Genomic DNA, 19,443 nt, shown 5'->3' with positions numbered 1-19,443 from the left:
ACCCTTAACGATTATCTTAAAACTTGGTTGGTCACTCAGAGAGTAACGAACCACATAAGAAAGTTATTTTCGTATAAGTAAAATTTCAGGAGAGTTCAATGCTCGACGCATTTTCTAGAGCCGTAGTTACGTCAGATGCTAGCACCTCACCTGTTGGTGATATCGATGCTCTAAAAGCTTTCATCGCTTCCGGTAACAGACGCCTTGATGCTGTAAACGCAATTGCTAGCAACGCTAGCTGTATGGTTTCTGATGCTGTCGCTGGAATGATCTGCGAAAACCAAGGTTTGATTCAAGCAGGTGGTAATTGCTACCCTAACCGCCGTATGGCTGCTTGTTTACGTGATGCAGAAATCATCCTCCGCTACGTTACCTATGCTCTATTAGCTGGTGATGCTTCTGTTCTAGACGATCGTTGCTTGAACGGTTTGAAAGAAACCTACTCTGCTTTGGGAGTACCTACCACTTCTACAGTTCGTGCTGTCCAAATCATGAAGGCTCAAGCTGCTGCTCACATCAAAGATACTCCTAGCGAAGAATTTGCTGGTTCAAAACTGCGTAAAATGGGAGCTCCTGTGACAGAGGATCGCTGCGCTAGCTTAGTTGCTGAAGCATCTGGCTACTTCGATCGCGTTATTGCTGCTCTAAGCTAATTACTAACAAAATTCTAAGACTCTTAGTAACGAAGCTTTTAGGCAATAGTACAGAAATAAACACTCGATCAAAGTTAACCTGGAGATAGTAAAAACATGAAATCCGTTCTTAGCACAGTTATTACTGCGGCAGATGCTGCAGGTCGTTTTCCCAGCAGTTCTGATCTAGAATCCGTTCAAGGTAGCATCCAACGTGCAACTGCTCGTCTAGAAGCTGCTGAAAAGCTCGGAAGCAACCTTGACAACGTTGCTAAAGAAGCTTATGACGCTTGTATCAAGAAGTATCCTTACTTGAACAACTCTGGTGAAGCTAATTCCACCGATACCTTCAAAGCTAAGTGTCAACGTGACATCAAACACTACCTACGTTTAATCCAATACTGCTTAGTTGTTGGTGGTACTGGTCCCGTTGATGAGTGGGGAATTGCTGGTCAGCGTGAAGTATATCGTTCCTTGAGCCTGCCTACCGCTCCTTACGTAGAAGCATTATCATTCGCTCGTAACCGTGGTTGCGCTCCTCGTGATATGTCTAGCCAAGCATTAACAGAGTACAATGCTCTTCTAGACTATGTAATTAACTCCTTATCTTAGTAGATAGGGTAGCTTCAAAGTTCTTGATATTGCTGATTAAGACTTAAAACCTTCAGATCTGGGGATTCTTAGTAAAGTGCTTTGCCGGTTTTGGTTGGGTATTTCTCTAGGAGTCCCCAGTTGGTCTTTATATCGAAAAATTAAAGTTTGAAGGTTAAAGTTTGAAGATTCAAGTTTGAAGATTAAAATATTTGAAGATAAATGGATTGATATAAGATTGAGTGCATGGATAAACGCTTTTTCAATCTCTTTAACCTGACAGAACAAGAAGCCATCGCTCTTTTAGATGCTCCTAAAGACGAAGCAGATGCAGGAAACTCTCGTTACACTGCAGCCGCTCACTTAGTCAACTTTCCTACAGATGATAGTATTAATGCATTAATACGAGCGGTTGAAAATACTGATTCCTCCCTGGACAACCGCATAGTACGACGCAAAGCAGTGGAAACCTTAGGAAGGTTACAAGCAAAACAAGCTTTGCCGATAATTCGTAAATGTTTGAAGGACGAAGATTGCTATACAGTAGAAAATGCTGTTTGGGCGATCGGGGAATTTGGCACTCAAGAAGAAGATATTTTAGAAGAAGTTGCTCAAGTTTTAGAAAGACCGGGGCAACTTTATCGCACAATCATACATATTCTCACTAAGTTAAATTATCAAAAAGCTCTTTCTCGCCTGCATCCCTTCACAGAACATGAAGATCCACCAATTGCTAGTGCTGCAATTGCAGCCATCTGCCGCCTGAGTGGAGACGACACAGAGATGGGAAAGGTGGTAGAATTTTTACAACATTCTAGTGTAAATGCACGAAGGGGTTGTATTCAAGATTTAATAGATTGCGATTACGATCCAGCAATTCCACAAATTGCTCGCTGTCCTGTTTCTCTGGTGTTTCGATTGCGGGCGATTCGTTTAATCGGATACTCAGGGATAAAAAAAGGAAATCTAACTTTTGGGCAAATTCAACCTTATTTAGAGCAAGTGTTACGGGATCACCCCAATGACCTTGATTTTGTCCATGAATATGACCAAACCCCAAGTCTAGCTTTTGCGATCCAAGAACTTTATCAAACAGACTTTGGTCGTTGCTATCTTGCAATTAAAACTCTGTTAGAAACATATCAGGACGAAACTCCTCAGGCTTTATTTGATACTTACGAGGAAGAAGCACATAACGACTATGGAGCGCATTACCATGTGATGAAATTATTTGGTTGGCTGAAACATGCTCCTGCTTACGATCTATTAATGTCCGCACTAAAAAATCCTTTGCCCCAATTTCAAAAATCTCGCGCTGCTGCTGCGATCGCTTTGGGAGAAATCGGCGATAAACGAGCAATTCCCGAACTTAAAGCCAGTTTAGAAACAAATATTTGGGATTTGAAATATGCAACTTTAATAGCTTTAGAAAAACTAGGAGATTATAGTTCTCATTCTATAATTGCCAACGATAGCGATCCGTTAATTGCTGCTAAAGCTTCACAGACAGCTTTGCTGTAAGTAATGAGTAACAAGTAATAAGTAATGAGTAATAAGTAATGTTAGCGCACAGTAATGAGTAACAAGTAATAAGTGATAAATAAGAAACAGTAATTTAATAACCAACAACCCAAAGTCTATATAATTTACTTTTTATGCCCAGCGAACAACTATTTGAACAACTAAAGCATCCCAATCCCAACCTCAGAGAAAGGGCGATGGTTGACATTGCTGAAACTTATGACGAGCAAACCATAACTCGCCTCATGGGAATTTTAGGAGCAGAAGATGTCACTTATCGCAGAGCAGCAGTAAAAGCACTAGGGTTCATTGGTGCAGATTCTATACCTCCCCTAGTAGATTCATTGCTCAATAATGATAACGTTACAATAAAAGCTAGTTGCGCGAAGGCTCTCGCCCAAGTTGCTTCTATTCATCCCGACGTTCCTTTCCCAGAAAATGGAATGCAGGGATTAAAGATGGCGATGGAAGATCCTAATCCGGTAGTTCACATTGCTTCTGTTATGGCTTTAGGGGTAGTTGGTCCCCCATCTCTAGATATTTTATTTGAAACTCTCAAAAGTACAGAAAACTTAGGGCTGGCTGTGGCAATTGTGAATGCTCTGGGTTCAATTCCAGATAAGCGCTCTACAGAAGTTCTTACTGAATTAATTAACGACGAGTCAACTGACACCTATGTAAGGGAATCGGCTACCAGTGCTTTATCTCGTTTGGACATGGTAATAAATTTTCAAAGAGGTAAAGCACCATAAAGTTTAACTGTCAGAAAGCTAAATTAGCTCAGCAGGACTTCAAGAAAATAGCAGAAAATGAGAAAACTAATACAGTTGGAGAAATAAAAAGATGGCTGAAGCAGGACAAATAAATGCCGAAGAGCTAGCAGAAGTAATTAAAGAACTAGAAACATATCGGGAACGTTTAGTTAATGAAACCTTAGCAGCAGCGCAAAAAGCAAAAATGTCAAAGTCCCATACAATGACTCAACTAGAACCTCAATTGGCAGAAATAGATGCCAAACTTCAAGAATGGCGAGAACTACACACTAGTCTCACCAGCAGTAAATAGGAATATCTTTCCAGAGAAAATACTTCCTTTTCAAGAGTTCCTACTCAGTGCTTTAGTGCATTTAACAAGAATTAATTTATCTCGATGCTCAACTTTGAAACCCCACTCACAGTTGTTGAAACCGACACTTTACTCCAGACCGTCAGGGAACAACTAAGCCTCAATACCTTTGATAAAAGCGATCGGCAAGTCATACAACAAATGATTGAATGTTTAGGGGATTCCCGAGGTATGACCAGACTGGGCTTCGCTGATTCATTAGGACAAGTGGGTAAACCTGCTGTTCCCCAGTTATTAGAGGCTTTAGCTCATCATCCCAATGTAGTAGTACGTCGTGCGGCTGCAAAAACCCTGACTTTAATTGCTGACCCCGAAGCAGTTCCCCACTTAATTAATGCCTTGTTGACCGATGAAGACACGGTGGTCAAAGGTTCATCTGTGGGAGCCTTAGCGAGAACAGGAGAAGCTGCGGTACCAGCCTTACTGAAAATTTTAGCTTCCCCAGAACATCCTGAAAGCACCAAAGGTCATGCAGCTTGGGCTTTAGCATTTATTGGGGTAGAAGCAAAAGAATTTTTATATAAGGAAATCTCCTCAGAATCCCCAGTTGTTCGGGCTGCGGTAGTGGGTGCGATCGCTAAAGTAGCCCAAGACAGTCCCGAAGAACAAGCATTTGAAACTTTAGTTAATGCTCTTAATGACAGCGACGAAACTGTACGTTGTGAAGCTGCTGCAGTTTTAGGTAATTTAGCTTATCAACCAGCCATTCCCAAATTAGTTGAGTTATTGGGTTACTCTAGCGGAGAAAGTCGTAAATCAGCTGCTTTAGCATTGATGAAGATAGGAACTAGCGAAACAGCTCCTCCTAAAGATAGCGTTTTAGAACCTTTGCAAAACGCATTAACTCAGGAATCGGAAACTACAGTACAGCGAGCGATGGAGTTAGCGATTTCTCAAGTAAAAAGGTCTAGTAGTTAAACAAATAGGTTAATTGATATATCAATTTTCGGCTACAGACAAATTCTCAAGTAAGGCGTGTTATGGCAAAATAAAGATTGAATTGTTCGAATAATTCAAAATTTGCTGTAACGCACCGCCATCAATATTAATGTACAAACTCAGTTTTAAATAAGTCTTAAATAATATAATAAATCATAAAATCAAGCAAAACTTGGCACTTAATCTTGTTTGAATCTTAAAATGTTTAGCGGCAAAGCGAACACAATATATAGCACTACATAATAGGATATTTATAACTACGGACACACTATGCTAACGTCGTAGACGTGCTAAAAGCTATAATTCGTAAGCTTTTGTTATGCAGCGTGACTGCAGATCGGATTTAACTTTTGACTTGCACATAGCGCCATATTTTCTATTTCTTAGCCGATAAGCTTCGAAAAATAAGGTTTAAGAAAGCTGGAAAACCCTTGTAAAGACGATAAATGTATATAAATACAAACTATCGCAGAAAAAAATAAAATTGTTAGTTGGATGACTCATAAACTGTCATCCCCCAATTTCCAGCGTTCTTTACATTTGCAATGATGCAACAAAAAATTGTAACAAAACAAATTATGCGAACGCGTTCCCACACGGTCATTTAATTCGGTCAAGATGTTGGCAAGAATTTAAGTATCTGCCAGTCTAGCTCCACTGAAACTATTAGCTCCAATGAAAATATGTCTATTTAAGCAGCATCTTTTAGAAGATGTTTTACCAAATTATCCTTAACCATCATTTGTCGCAAAACCTCTAATAGATAGGTTTGTGCCTCCTCTTGTGTCAAACTTTGAACCTGTTCTTTTAGTGTTTGTAAGCGGAATTTTTGCTCTAATGTTAGTTCGATAGGGAAGTCCATTTAAGCCTCCTTGAAATTTATTTAATTAACTACACAGGCAAAACACTACTTTCCATACGTAGTATTTTTGTACCTTTGTCTTATATTAGCAAAGACTGCTAATTAGTGACATTTGTCAAGCTATAGAGAATAGTGTTAAAGAAAGTTTACAGTATCCTCAAGTGAGAGTCCAGTCTCTTTTGAACAAGGTTTTGAGAATGATGTTGAGCTTGGAAAAGTTTGAGAGGGTATTTGCCAGATTTTTACCATGTTTACAATAAATTTGTAGAATATTTTATTTAGGTAATTGAATTACTAGAAACTTGTTGCTCCGGTTTGGTTGAACCTCAAGCATTAATGGCTGTAATCTGGAAGACGATGTCATAACAAAAATATTCGGCAAGTTAACTTGCAGGATTAATAATTTAATAATTATGATTTGGGAGTATTGGGTTTGATGGATGCGGTAGAATTTTTTCAGCTTAGTGCTGGTAGGTGGTCTTCAAAGCGAACAACACACCACTTAGCCTTTAAACGAGCAGAGAAAGGAGAATCAGACATTGTTGTAGAAACTTTGGCTGCTGACGATCCAGAAATTATTGCTTTGTGTGAAATGCACTCTATTGACCCTACTTTGTCTGTAGGTGGTTCTCGAGTACGCTGGTTAGGAACCATGGCTTGGGATCGAGAAGGTGATGAAAATCACGAAGGTAAAACAGTATTTGCAATTGTTCCAGATCCAGATAATCCAAGAAAAGGTAGACTACTGCGGGAGCGAGGTTATGCAGAGATAGTTCCTGTAGTTGGTCGCTTTGAAATGGATGATGAAGATGGTTTGGTATTAATAACTGAATACGAAACAATGAGTTCAGTTGAAAGATTTTGGTTTGCTAGTCCCGATCTGAGAATGCGAACTAGTGCAGTGCAAAGATTTGGTGGTTTAAGTACTGCAACTTTTTGCACAGAATCTAGGGTTGATTCCGATACTAACACATCAGACACTAAGCAATCAGAGGTTAAAACTGAAACTTCTCCAGCAACAGAGGATGATATTAATGTAAAAGAGTTTTATTCTGTTTTGGGTTGGTAATCAATTACTTTCTCGTTAGTTTATCGAAATATATTTTTGATAATGACGTAGCAATGCTACGTCTCCACTACATAATATATTTTTTCGCGAAGCCTACGTAAGTCCTATATAATCTTGCTATGCAAGACCCCATCACTACACGATCAGCGCTCAAAATTATCGAGTCCCCTCCTCCCAGACTTCTGCAAGCAGCAACACAATGGTTAGCAGATAATTCTCATGAAAACCTAGAACTGGAACGGGGGCTAGATTTTATTTTTCATAACAATATTGCTTTTGAGCAAATAGGAGGAAAGCTCGCAATTGCAATGTTGAATTCAGAAATTTCTGGTGTTTTGATGGTAGAGCCAAATCAAACTAATGCATCTCTAGAAGCTAGCGATCGCATTACTGCACAAATGCTTTTTAAAATTCTTCAGTCAAAAGGAGTTCCCAGAAGAGTTTTTACTTCTAACCACGTAAAAAACTGGATACATCCATTCTTGTTAGAAAACTATCGACTACGTAGAGAGTATGACCAGATAGTAATGATTTGTAACCAAGTTCCAGGTGGTGGAAAAGGGAGATGGGCTAAACCAGAAGATAAGGAATGGTTGCAAGCTTATGAAGCTGCATATATTGCAGAACGGGGTAGTGGTAGTTTAAATCGTAATTGGGATCTTTTAATTGCTGCAAAACAAATTGCAGTTTTAGAGAACAACGGAGAAATTGTTTCTGTAGTCAAAAGGGGAAGGGATACAGCCAAGTATGCAGGTATATTTGCACCTTTAACTTTTGCAAAATATCGCCGACAGGGCTTTGGCTATAAATTGTTAGCGTTTTTTATCAGTGAATTATTGCAAGAACGCCCTGCAGTGCATTTATGGTTAGACGATGATAATACCGTAGCACTTGCACTTTACAATTCTCTTGGCTTTCAGCAAATTGGGCAATGCTACACCGGTTATTTTTCGGAAAAGGGAATTGATTGGTAATTGGTAATTGGTAATGGGTAATGGGTAATGGGTAATTGGTAATGGGTAATGGGTAATGAGTAATGAGTTACTGATAACTGGTAACTGTTAACTGTTAACTATCCCGAAAGCTAGCCATTTTAGTAATCAGATGGTCGAAATAAGGACTCAAAGCTTCTGCTGAATCTGCATCGCATCGTTTTAGACTGGCAGTCTTAATACCTTCTAAACCGACAACCATTGCATCCAAAGGTACTTGTAATTCTTCATATAGTAACTTCATATAGTGAAGCCCAGTAGGACTGGTATATTCTGAGTGTTCCCCAGCAATTCCGTAGGAAATACAGCGCAAAAAATGCCAAAAATCTCGCCAGCAAGCAGCTGCTCGTTGTTGAGGATATAAACCTCCTCCCGGTTGGGTAATATCGGGGTAGGTAGTTAAAACTTGCTCCCTGGCTTCATCAACAATTTCAGTGACGCAACCGCGCAAAACTTTAACTAAAGGGATAAATTTTGAATTGTTCGGTGCAAGGGTTTCTATCTGCTGTAAATCTTCATCTGTCAGATATCGACCTGCATCATCTGCTGCTTGAAAAATCTCAATTGCTGTTTTTGGATGGGTTTTTTCCCACTCAGCAAAGCTGACAATTCTCGCCTTAATAATTAATTCTTTTACTTTTCCTGTTAATTGGGTCATTTTTTACCTATCCAATCCATATTTCTATAAATTTTTAGCAAATTTAGACGCTAACCGTTGATTACCCAATCCCCAATCCCCAAATAAATCTTGCCTTAGGATCTTGTTATTTATTTAATTTTGTAAAATAAAGTAAAAAATATGAGTTAAAAAAATCTGCCCGGGTATATACATGGAACTCCAGGAAATTAAAGCAAATCTCAACAACTCCGATTTTTCTTATCGTCTCAAGGCTATTGATGCTCTTAACAGTTATCAATCGGAAATTGCTGTACCCTTACTCAAAACTAAACTCTACGATTCAGAATTTTTGGTGCGATCGCGCGTTGCTATGAGTTTAGCAAAACAACAAACTTCAGAATCTTTTGCGGCTTTAATGGAAATGATGAAACTGGATGATACTCCAAATGTACGGGCTGAAGCTGCAAATTCCCTATCTTTATTTGGGAAAGTATCAATCCCCCACCTGGTAGCAACTTTTTATCAAGACGATCATTGGATAGTTCGTCGCAGTATCATAGCTGTACTAGTGGAAATGGAATGTCCGGAAGACTTATTTGATGTTTCCCTGGTAGCTCTTAAGGATGAAGACTTAACAGTACAAGAGTCGGGAGTAGATGTATTGGGTGTACTAGCAAATACTAGTAAAAGTGCTGAAGCTTTAACAAAGTTACTAGAATTAGCAAACCATGAATTACAAAATATACGTCTCCGAGCTGCTTATGCATTAAAAAGATTTGACAATCCTCAAGCAAAAGCAGCCTTAGAAAAACTCAGAAAAGACCCCGATCATCGGGTTGTCGGTGCAGCGTTAGAAAATCTTTTAGAGAAATAACTTAGGAAATTACAACTATCTAGAATTCTAATATATAGAATTTATTCGCTCTCTTGAATGTGGAAGTAATTTGAAGAAAAATCATATTAGATAACCTATACTTTGGGCTTTATGATTTATGGAAAATACTTCGTACTCAGAGAATGATAATTTCTTCCTAAATACTCAAGATAGTGATTTAGTTAGTAAATTTACCTTGGGTAATGCTGATTTACAGGATTTTTCACTTGGTAAAGGCAAATTTGACACCTTAAGTGACAACAAATATAACAGTAAATTTTCGTTCAATTCATTACTTCCAGATAGTATCAAATCAATTTCATGTAAGTATTACAACCATGTATATGGGGAAAATATCGACGATGAATTGATTGCAGATCTCGAACTCAAAAATCATAAAAACAAAATTCAGTTGGTTGATGAAGACGGGGTTGATGTATATTTCAACGATTTACTATCTGGAATAAATCATTTTTTTAATGATCGCCTGAATTTGGAACTAAATGAAATTTTCCCAAAATTTTCACTAGACAATCTAAGTTCAGAAGACCTGAACTTAAAAGACCTGAAATTGGAAGATCTAAATTTAGATCTTCTAAATTTAGAAGATCTGAATAAATTTGTCTTTCCCCATAAACCTGATAAACCTTGGTTTATCCCTGAATGCACTACTAAATTCAGTCCCGATCCCTTATATAAGACAATCGGTAATTACAGCACAACTATCGCAGTAAATGGCGATCCAGCTGATATTTACTACCCTGTTGTACCTCATATTGCCAAAAAAAACGTAGAATTCCCGGTAGCATTAATGTTACAGGGTGCATTAGTAGATAAATCTGATTACTCAGATTATGCGGCTCAAGTTGCAAGTTACGGATTTGTTGTTGTTGTCCCCAATGACGAAAGAAGTGTAGTAAATCCAGCAACAGGCGAAGAATTCACCGGACTCTTCGCCCAACAGCAGCAGGTCAACGATGTTCTCAATCAAATGGTCATAGAAGATAATAATCCCTCTTCTCCTGTAGCAGATATTGTTGATACAGATAAATTAGGATTACTAGGTCATTCCTTTGGTGGTTCTGTCGGATTAGGCGCAATTCAAGACGATATTTGTTTACCAGGAGTTTGTTCGGAAGACTATGTTCAGCCACCAGAATTAATGGCTGGTATATTTTATGGCACTAGCTTTAGAGATCCAATAACAAATGAATTTCTTCCAGTGAATAATGAGGACATTCCAACTGGATTGATTTTTGGTAACCGTGATAGTGTAATACAACCTTCTTCAACTGAAGAAACCTACGATGAAATAATTAATCCGCCCAAAGCCTTAATTACAGTTGACGGAGCAAACCATTACGGTATCACCAATGAGGACAATCTTATTCGCGAACCGAATAGACCTACATTAGAGCAGGAAATTGCTGTAGAAACAATTGCCCGTTGGAGTGGTTTATTTTTGCGCGCCCATTTACTAGGAGACAGTGGTGCTTTTGACTACGTTTACAATACAGGAGATGCACTCGATCCAAATGTTGACGTAATCAGTCAAACCCAACCATTTCCTGAAACAAGTCAGATTTAACTATTTAGAGATTCCATATAAAATCTTGACACTGTTGCTTAACAAAAATCTTTGTAGTGCAAGCGCTCCAGTTCCAATAAATTTAAACAGGACTATTAATAACCAAAAAATGTGCGATCGCTACGAATCACCGATATAGCTTGGGAAAATTTGGGTGCGATCGCACAAAAAAATAATTTGAGTCGCAGTGAATTGATTGAACGTTTTGCACGCGGGGAGAAATTCAACTGATTTTGAGGGTCTGATATGATGTCCGCTTAATTACTTATGAAAAAATATGTTTGTAGTAGCGCTTTAGCGCCAATATTTGTCTATCGCGCTAAAGCGCTACTACTAACCTTATTACAAGTGTTTTACCGGACATGGTATGATTTATTGTATATACATGGGTCGAGAAACTCATAATCCATCAAACCCAAATATTGCAAGTTAACAATTTAATTTTCGTCCTCTTCTTCTTCTAATTTGAAAGCACTAATATAATCCCTTACTACTCGCTCAAAAAATAATGGTGCTGGTAATTTTGTCCATTCATTGAAATGACCGTATCCATAGCGTAGGGATTCGACAAAGCCAGCGATATTATCTGGTTTGTCTTGTTCCTGACGTAATGTAACTACAATTTCTAAAGGGTTTGGTGTAGCCCATTGACCGATGTAGGGTTTTTGTTTATCGATAAATTTAATTTCTAGCCCTGCTTCATTTTTAACTTTTACGTAAGTTTTTTTGGCGTCCTCATCTACTTCTTCATCTTTTAAAACTTCATCTAGCTCTATTTCACGATAGCAGCTAACACCTCTTTGTTTTTGAGTTGTTGTTTTTTTACCGATGGAAAGATAAGGAATGCAACCAGTTTTATTTTCTACATCAAGCTTATATAAACCAGTTGGGCTAGATGGAACTGGTATTTCTCTTCGCTTATTTTCGTTTCTTTTTAATTCTTCTTTGTTTCTATTATCTTCACGAAATGTTTTAGCTAAACATTTAACTTTATTTGCAATAATTCCTGGTGCTAAATCTTGCCTGATACGAACAATCCGCGCTCCTCTCCAGTTATCTTGCATATAATTTTTACAATTCATATCTATATTTGAAAGATTAATTTTGCTATCTTTCAACCAATCCCAAAGTTGTACGCAATTTGAAGAGTCAATCATGACAACAAGATTTTTACTGCTATTTCCCGGATAAGAAATTACTGAATTAGAAATAATATCATCTACAAAGTTTTGAAAGCGTTGTTTTCGCTCTTCACTATTTTTACCAATATATACAGGAGAAATCTTTGCTATATTGAAAAGTGCTTCAGTAAATGTTTCCCAAGATGTGGTCAAAAAGTTTTTAGTTTTAGGGTCTTCGTAGCAATAACACATCTGACTGAGCCCATTTTCAACATTAGTCTTAATTGCTATTGGTAGAAAAGTTTTACCAATTCCACCACGCATACGACCAGCATTTTTACGAACAACTGTGATAACGATAATTTCTTGTGGTCTATCTTTGATATCAAGATCGCTAAACCATTTATCGACTTTTTCTTTAACGCAATCTATACGACCAGAATGTGCCCATATTAATTCTTTGATTGATGCTTGGGCGCGAATAATAAATTCAGATATTTTGATATCTCCTGATTTTACCCAAATTTGTGGTGGAAGAATAAACTGTACGCAGCTATGACCTATTGATGCTAATGCTTGACGAGTAGCAGGCTTATTTACTAAATCGTCATGGGCTTTTTTACTGCTCTCATTTGGATGAGGGTAAAAATTTCTTGCCATTACTAAACAGAATTTTGGACGCTTGATTTCAGCAACTTGTTTCGCTGTAGATTTCCAAGCTTCTAATCGTTCTTCAAACCTTTCTTGTTTTTTTAAATTACTTCCAGGTAAGGCTTCTTCTGGTCCATGAGTATTTTCTGGAAGTCGCAGTAATTGTATCTCTAATGTATCTCCCCACAGCATATTGATTACTGCTTCTAAAAATCTGGTAGTTTTTCGAGTTTCATTCTCATGAAAAATGATTAACAGTGGTTTTTTCTTAGGATATAGCCGCTGTATTGCTTGCTGGTTTGCTTGAATTAAATCCTTTAATTCTTCTATTTGGTCTCGTTGGTTTTTACTCTGACTATTAAATCGTAAATTTTTTTTAATTCCTTGTTCGCTTAATTCAAATTCAAAATGCGTTTTTAACAGATTATTAATTTCTTCTTCTCCCATCTGGTCACAATATTTTGCTGTGAAATCAGAAACATCTTCATTCTCCAAGGATTCCAAAATAGCACTAAAAGAAGTTGGAGTATTAATTGTTCGAGAAGCGGTGATATCTTTAGGATGACTTTTTCCTTTACCGAATTTAACTTCAGAATAACCATCAAAAGGTTTTATACCTTTAGAGTCTAAAATTTTAGCGATTGCTTGAAATGCTTCGAGTTTATCTTTTTCAGGAACACCTACATCAATATCATATTTTTTCTCTTGCAGACCATTACGATAAGTTAAAAGAACTTGATAATCATCTGTTGAAGCTTTGCCTTGAATAATTTGTTCTGCATTAGAGATATTTAATGGTAAATTTAATTCGCGCTGTAGAACGGAAAAAGCATCATCAGGCTGCCATTCCCATTTACCAGTATTGCGATTCTTACGACGATTGAGTTTAAAATTGAAAACACGATATGCTTCCGGCATCACGCTCTGCGTATAGTCGTGATGTTTAGAGAAAATATAACCATTGATAGAATTGTGGTCAAAGGCTTTTTCTTTGATGCTACTTAGCCAACGTCTTTTATGAATATCTATTTTTATCAATGGTTGAGATACTGAAGGAAAAGTAATAAGTTCGATTTCAACAACCAAACTAAATGAACCTTTATCATCTAGCGAAATTATATCTGTGATTAATTCAACACTACTTCCTACTTTGCTGGAAATAATTCGCTTAATTCCTCCCAATCCTTGAAAAATTTCATGTCCCGCAATTAATCTAGCTAAATGGTCGGCTAATGCAGGAAATGAATATCTATATGGTCTTGCTGTACCACTCTCTTCGTATTGTGACCAAGGATATATTTGAGATTTGAATAACTTAATAGATAAAAGTTTATTTTGTTCTTGTAGTTCTCTGAGTCTTTCTATTATATCTTCTGAAATACCTTCCTTTTGAGCAAAATAAGCAAGATAAATTTCTAACCAATCGTGCAGTATTGGTTTTAAAACTTTGGTAGTTTGCTGTAGTTCGCCTGAATCAATATAAGCAAAATTCTGTTGTTTTCGCTGATTTATTGCATATCTACTGAGACCCATACTAGGTTCTATAGTGCGTACATTAGATAACTTAAATTCTAAAAAACTTCTTAGAGAAGAATAAGGTAAATTTTTAATATTTTTAATCTCACTATTCATTAGAGAAAACTCAGCCAATGCTTCTTTAGTCCAGCAAATTGTAGAACCTTTAATTTCAACAGGTGCTAAACTCTGAGGAATAGTGAAAACTAAAGGAATCGTTCCTAAAGGTTTACGTTGTATTTGAGCGTAGAGAATTTGATTCACTTGATTTTCGTTTATTTCTGTTGTGTATGGAGTTTTTGTTGTCATGATGAAATTCGTAAAATAATGTTCTCAATCAATAATTTTTGTAGAGGTTATTCTTTTAATAGTCTTCACATATCGTATAAAGAGTCATAGTCTTCAAAATCGTCGTCTTCGTAAACTGAGCCTCCCAATTTACATGAATTTTTGGAGTAAATTACATTCTTAATTTGCTTTAGAGGTTCAAGAAAAGCACCATAAAGTTCTTTGTAGATTTCTCGAATTACAGCATCGGGGTGATTCATACATTCTTCTAGAATCACCCGCATTTGAACTAGCATACTATCACGAGGAGAGTCGGTTTTATCTTTCGCTGACTGGGGAGCCCAAGCTGCATCAACAAAGTAAACTGCAACAGGACAACTATTTCGCATTCCCCGTCCAATAGTTTGTAAAATTGCTACCATCTGATTGGCGGTAAAAGGTGTAAATAATTCTTCACCTAGTCGACTAGCCATTAGTGGTTCTTGTAATAATCTTCTTACATCGCGGTAGATGCTCGATCTCGCACTCTTCCAGGTTTGGTAAATCTCTGTTAACCCTTCTTCCTGAGAAAATATACGACTATCGAATTCTTGGGTCGCATGACCCGCTAAACTGGATAAAAGTCCAGTGTCATCGGTGGTAGGATGAGGGCGAGTTAGGAAATAAATTGAACCAATCGCAGCATCTCTCTTCCGCGGACCTTTAGTGAAAACAATATTAACTCCACGACCAATAGCGAGCATGGGAAAGATAATCAGGTCGCAGTTTTTATCATCTCCTAAAGCTTCGCATTGAGAGGTGGTGACATAATCGGAAGGTTTTTCACCTTCTTTGAGGTAGCTCACAATAGCTTTAGTCCGTCTACCAATTTCTGGATGATAGCGGTCAAGAAATTCTTTGATTTCTCTTACTTGTCTATAACTGTTAACTACAAAAGCAGCTTTGCGCTCGATACCATTTTTGACATCGAAATTTCTAATAGATTTCCTAACTTCACAATTGTCACCATTTTTGACTAATTCTTTGACCATTGCTTTGAGATTGTGGTCTCTTAGGTCTCCAGCACCGCTATAGCGCAATGGTTTATTAGTTTTGTCCTCCTTAAAGTATTGAAAGTAGTATTTCGATTCTGAATCATCTCGCTTTTCCCTCGGTTTAGGTTTTAATAGATAGTTTGGATAAACATCAATGTGATAAGCGGGACTAGGTTCTAAATAAGAAGTCGCAGAAGTCATTAAAACTGCTGGTGCATCTTCTCGAGAATCAGCTTCTAGCAAACGGTCAAATCGGTGCATCAGCATCCGAGGCGCGCCGACAAAAGTAATGTAAGATAGGGTGACGTTACTAGAATTACTGTGATTAGTACGAGCGTTGGAAAAGCTGTATTTGACTCCAGATAGGGACCCGATAATATTCTCCGGAGTAAAGCGACGTAATTGGTCTGAAAGAGGAGGATTTAATATAGGTTCTTTAATTAGTCCCAGTGCAACCATAGTTCTAGTTTCAGGGACAGTTCGTTGATAACCCAAAATAACGAAGGTAATAGCTACTAATAGGGGGATTACGTCACTGGTCAGATAGGGTGCGTCTCGATCTGGAAAACAAATACCGATAAATAATTCGGTTATCTCTTCAACAATATCGTCTCGCTTTTTGACTAAATTTTCTCCAAGGTAACGCCGTAAAAGTTTTATCAGAACCTCCCACTGCTGTGTAAGTTTGTCACTATTTTCACTAGTAATACCAAGGGTACGAGAACACAAATCCTCTTTAAATTGTTTTTTGATTGTTTCTGTACCAGTGCGATCGTAAAATGCGTTGTAAGCAGCAGTTGACCAAAAATCAGTTAGAGCATGAGTTTTAGTAAAACCTTGTCTTACCTGTGCGTCACTAAGGAGATCTCTTTGGGAAGCACGATCTTTCTCAAAACCATCTAGCAGTTCAGTGATGATTCGCGAAACAGTTAATAATTGACCTTCGTATCGAAGGCTAAGTCTACGACGACGATCTTGAAGATTGCGCATATTCAGTAACAAACTAACCAAAGAAGTATTATGATTACCAAATTCAGCCATGTTGCGACTGTAAAGTTCGACGGTGCGGTCGGCTAGTAAATATGTTTTATTTCTAGCTAAAGGGTTATGAACTTGTTCTAAAATAGTCCGATGAAGAGAATCATCTGCACCAGAAAGGTTTAATTTAGCTACTCCATAAGTATCTAAATTTGATTGAACCATGTCTGCTTCATCAAAGATAACTAGATCGAAAGTTCGAGCTATCAATTCAAAGTAACGAATTTCCTCATCGATCGCTTGATAGGGTACGTTAGTATCCATTGAGATAATATGTCCGACCCAAATATCAGCATCGATTAAGTCTCGTGGAGCTTTATTTCTTCCGCACATCGTCCATAAAGGACAAAGATATTCTCTCATTTCTCCCTGAGACGAACTTTGTAAAATCTTGCTACAGGGTGCATTACCATAACCCCACAAGGAAGTTTCTGTGGTGGAAAAAGCAGGAAGTAAGCAATTAAAAGCAAAAGAATCTGCACCTTCAAGAGTATAAGCAAAACCACCCTGTTCCCCGGAAGCTGCAATAGTTTCAGCAATGCGATCGGCGTGTTTGCGTCGCGTAGTCGGACTTTGACCGGCTAGCATTCCTACTTTAATACCATGAAACTCTAAATCTGTCATATATTGTCTAGAAACTTCAATGGAAGGAAAAACCAGCATTACTTTATAGCCGTTTCTTCCAAACCAAACTGCACTCAACATCAAGAGTGTGGTTTTACCAGCACCAGGTAAACCAATTAAATGTTTGATTCCCGATAATTCAATGGTTGCGTTTTCTACTCGTAATCCTTTATCTGCTTGGGGTAATAATATTTCGAAGTTTCTCAAGCGTTTAGCCCAATTACCAGTTCGTCTTTCAGGATATTCTCTATCCCTTCGATCCATGTCTTCGGCGATTTGGTGTAGTTCCTCAAGGGGAATTGAAATATTACCTCGTGGTTGTCGATTGATGTCGTGAGTTCTGCGACTAGCTAACGGTACAGTAATAGGAGAAATCGGTAAACGGGTTGATGTCACTCGGTCTCCTAGTGCGATCGCCATTTGTTTTTGAGAATTAGCTACTGTTCTACCATGAAACTTGTAATCCATTGGTGCAGCTAGGATTTCTCGTGCTTTAGTAATTTTAGAGTCTTCTAAAAAGTCAATTCTCCTAAACTGCAATGTTTGGTCATCAATCTCATAGGTTCCCTGAGTATTTTTCTGATAGTGATGGTCGTTGTAAAGTGCTACTGCATATTTCACAGAACTTTCAGTTACATAATCTAAAGACATCTGACGCAAATTAAAAATTGCTTGTCGTGCGCGTTCCAAGGTCGGTGAATTAAAAACACTCGCCATTCCGGACATAATTACAGGAGCGCATTTTAGAGACTTAGCTCCAATAAATTCTTCCATGAGAAAGCACAACCAACAAATGCGATCGTTTCCCGTCCAAAAATCAGCTTTAGGTTTAGCTCGCATACTTCCCCTCCTGTATGTTTTTGATGACCGAAGATACTGACATTATTTGTAAGTTAGCGATATTGCTTTTTTTATCTAGTAATGAATTAACAGTAGAGATATAGTCTGGATAATCTTCGATAAGCTCATCGGTAATGGCTACTATTCTTTGGTGATAAGAAATAAGTCCGCCAATGCTGCGATTGAGTTTTAATGCTAGTAATACAGGACTGCGATAAGATTTAGCATCAATACCAATAGCGCGATCGCTAATTGCAATATCACATTGGTCTGATTCTGGATATAACTGAGTGTCCAAACCATATTTTTTCGCCTCATCAAAAATAGCTAATTCATCAATTGCAGGAGCAGTCCAATAAACTAATATTTGTGGTTTAGCTACTAATAATTGCCCATTTTCTGGGCTAAGTCGCTCCTTTACTTGTGGTGGATATCTACCACTACACTGACGAATCGGACAATAATAACCATCGCGATATCTCTCTCGATTTGGATGAGGTCGCATTAAAGTCCCGCAATGAGCGCACTGCAAAGCATGACCATCAATTAACCATACTTCCGGAACCCGATCGAAAAACTCTTCTACTGTTTTTTGTAGAGGTGTGAGATTTTTGTCCTCCAAATAATTGAAAAGTTCTCTTTGTCTAATCAGCGATCGCCTTCCTATTAGTTCCCGCAATGCAGTGTAAGCACGATCCTTCTTATTTCGTCCCAGACCTTCGGTTGCGCTTTTTAGTTTTGAATACAAACGATGTTCAATGACATTATCCTCTCCAAAACCACCAGACATATTAGCAGTCTCTGCACAATCTGCTGTTGGTACCCGTAGATTAAAATCGATTAAATTGACATTACCAAGGCGAAATTCTGAATCGCGAAAAATGCTTAAATCCCACTTATTATTACCATCATTATCATCAAGGGGATAACGAGAACGTTCCAATACATCATGAACGCAAGCAGCGCGATCGCACTTCCCTTCTTCTAAATACAAACGACCCAGCTTACACATCGCCGAATGTAATTCAGGTGGTAATTTATCATCTTGTCTGACTATTTCTCCACCCTTCACCATACATTCGTATTGGCGTAATATTCCTTGAGCGAGCAGAATAACAGCATCTTCAGCCAAATTATGATTATTTTTGCTTTTTTGTTTTAAAAACGAAGATGATTCTTGGTTATCGTTAGACTCAATGATATTTCCGCCATCTTTTCCAGCTATTATTTGCTGTTCGAGTTCTGTGTCGTTCCAAGAAGATAATACTTGTGCGATCGCTACTAATGTCCAGCCTTTCTGTAATAACAACAAAGTTGCTAATCCTTCTAATATCTGACGAAAACCGAATTTTTGCCCCTTTGGTTGTGATAAAAGTTTTCGCGATCGCCACGAGCGAATAACTCTGACAGTGGGTGTTTCAACAGATAGGCTTAACTGTTCGATCTTGCGTTGCAATTCTTCTGAAAGACTTTCTGCTGTACCTTGCCAATCTCGAATATCATCGAAATCCATTTATTTA

General features: G+C 37.9%; 15 protein-coding genes. 10 read left to right on the top strand and 5 right to left on the bottom strand.

All coding sequences use genetic code 11. The features are described 5' to 3' along the window. The first annotated feature begins 98 nt into the window (after positions 1-98). The 6 genes from cpeB to BC008_RS30430 all read left to right on the top strand — a co-directional run bounded on the left by cpeB (position 99) and on the right by BC008_RS30430 (position 4,787). Positions 99-653, top strand: a complete 555-nt coding sequence (gene cpeB, locus BC008_RS30455) for a C-phycoerythrin subunit beta (protein ID WP_027844962.1) — start codon at positions 99-101, stop codon at positions 651-653. A gap of 96 nt (positions 654-749) precedes the next feature. Next, the gene (locus BC008_RS30450) at positions 750-1,244 is read left to right on the top strand and encodes a globin family protein (protein WP_027844963.1); all 495 of its coding nucleotides are present in this window, start codon (positions 750-752) and stop codon (positions 1,242-1,244) included. A gap of 225 nt (positions 1,245-1,469) precedes the next feature. Further along, entirely contained in the window at positions 1,470-2,744 is a 1,275-nt protein-coding gene (locus BC008_RS30445) for a HEAT repeat domain-containing protein (protein WP_027844964.1), read from the top strand. A gap of 134 nt (positions 2,745-2,878) precedes the next feature. After that, a complete protein-coding gene (locus BC008_RS30440; protein ID WP_027844965.1) occupies positions 2,879-3,496 on the top strand; it encodes a HEAT repeat domain-containing protein in 618 nt (205 codons plus the stop codon). A gap of 91 nt (positions 3,497-3,587) precedes the next feature. After that, a complete protein-coding gene (locus BC008_RS30435) occupies positions 3,588-3,809 on the top strand; it encodes a hypothetical protein (RefSeq protein WP_027844966.1) in 222 nt (73 codons plus the stop codon). An 84-nt stretch (positions 3,810-3,893) separates the two neighbouring features. Next, complete coding sequence (locus BC008_RS30430) at positions 3,894-4,787, top strand: HEAT repeat domain-containing protein (protein ID WP_027844967.1); 894 nt, start codon at positions 3,894-3,896, stop codon at positions 4,785-4,787. A 712-nt stretch (positions 4,788-5,499) separates the two neighbouring features. Here BC008_RS30430 and BC008_RS30425 read toward each other — a convergent pair. Next, positions 5,500-5,670: an NblA/ycf18 family protein gene (locus BC008_RS30425; RefSeq protein WP_027844968.1), complete on the bottom strand. Its 171-nt coding sequence runs from the start codon at positions 5,668-5,670 to the stop codon at positions 5,500-5,502. 436 nt (positions 5,671-6,106) lie between these two features. Here BC008_RS30425 and BC008_RS30420 point away from each other — a divergent pair, with 436 nt between their 5' ends. Together BC008_RS30420 and BC008_RS30415 are read left to right on the top strand one after the other, a co-directional pair. Continuing rightward, positions 6,107-6,739, top strand: a complete 633-nt coding sequence (locus tag BC008_RS30420; RefSeq protein ID WP_036266826.1) for a phycobiliprotein lyase — start codon at positions 6,107-6,109, stop codon at positions 6,737-6,739. Positions 6,740-6,858: 119 nt separating this feature from the next. After that, positions 6,859-7,713 (top strand): GNAT family N-acetyltransferase, encoded by an 855-nt coding sequence (locus tag BC008_RS30415; RefSeq protein WP_027844970.1) that lies wholly within the window; start codon positions 6,859-6,861, stop codon positions 7,711-7,713. A 94-nt stretch (positions 7,714-7,807) separates the two neighbouring features. Here BC008_RS30415 and BC008_RS30410 read toward each other — a convergent pair whose 3' ends face one another. Then, positions 7,808-8,389: a globin family protein gene (locus tag BC008_RS30410; protein ID WP_027844971.1), complete on the bottom strand. Its 582-nt coding sequence runs from the start codon at positions 8,387-8,389 to the stop codon at positions 7,808-7,810. Between the two features lie 172 nt (positions 8,390-8,561). Here BC008_RS30410 and BC008_RS30405 point away from each other — a divergent pair, with 172 nt between their 5' ends. Both BC008_RS30405 and BC008_RS47735 read left to right on the top strand, forming a co-directional pair. Beyond that, complete coding sequence (locus BC008_RS30405; protein ID WP_027844972.1) at positions 8,562-9,224, top strand: HEAT repeat domain-containing protein; 663 nt, start codon at positions 8,562-8,564, stop codon at positions 9,222-9,224. A gap of 118 nt (positions 9,225-9,342) precedes the next feature. Continuing rightward, positions 9,343-10,812, top strand: a complete 1,470-nt coding sequence (locus tag BC008_RS47735) for an alpha/beta hydrolase family protein (RefSeq protein WP_082650669.1) — start codon at positions 9,343-9,345, stop codon at positions 10,810-10,812. A 437-nt stretch (positions 10,813-11,249) separates the two neighbouring features. Here BC008_RS47735 and BC008_RS30395 read toward each other — a convergent pair whose 3' ends face one another. The 3 genes from BC008_RS30395 to BC008_RS30385 form a co-directional block, all read right to left on the bottom strand. Continuing rightward, positions 11,250-14,408 (bottom strand): pPIWI_RE module domain-containing protein, encoded by a 3,159-nt coding sequence (locus tag BC008_RS30395; protein ID WP_027844734.1) that lies wholly within the window; start codon positions 14,406-14,408, stop codon positions 11,250-11,252. A gap of 65 nt (positions 14,409-14,473) precedes the next feature. Beyond that, positions 14,474-17,923, bottom strand: coding sequence for a pPIWI_RE_Z domain-containing protein (locus tag BC008_RS30390; RefSeq protein WP_027844735.1), 3,450 nt, complete (start codon positions 17,921-17,923; stop codon positions 14,474-14,476). Then, entirely contained in the window at positions 17,913-19,436 is a 1,524-nt protein-coding gene (locus BC008_RS30385) for a restriction endonuclease-related protein (protein WP_027844736.1), read from the bottom strand. The genes BC008_RS30390 and BC008_RS30385 overlap by 11 nt, the downstream gene beginning before the upstream one ends. Positions 19,437-19,443: the final 7 nt, after the last annotated feature.

Source organism: Mastigocoleus testarum BC008 (genome assembly GCF_001456025.1).
In the GTDB taxonomy this organism is placed as follows: Bacteria; Cyanobacteriota; Cyanobacteriia; order Cyanobacteriales; family Nostocaceae; genus Mastigocoleus; species Mastigocoleus testarum.
This window is presented reverse-complemented; position numbering and strand designations above follow the sequence as displayed.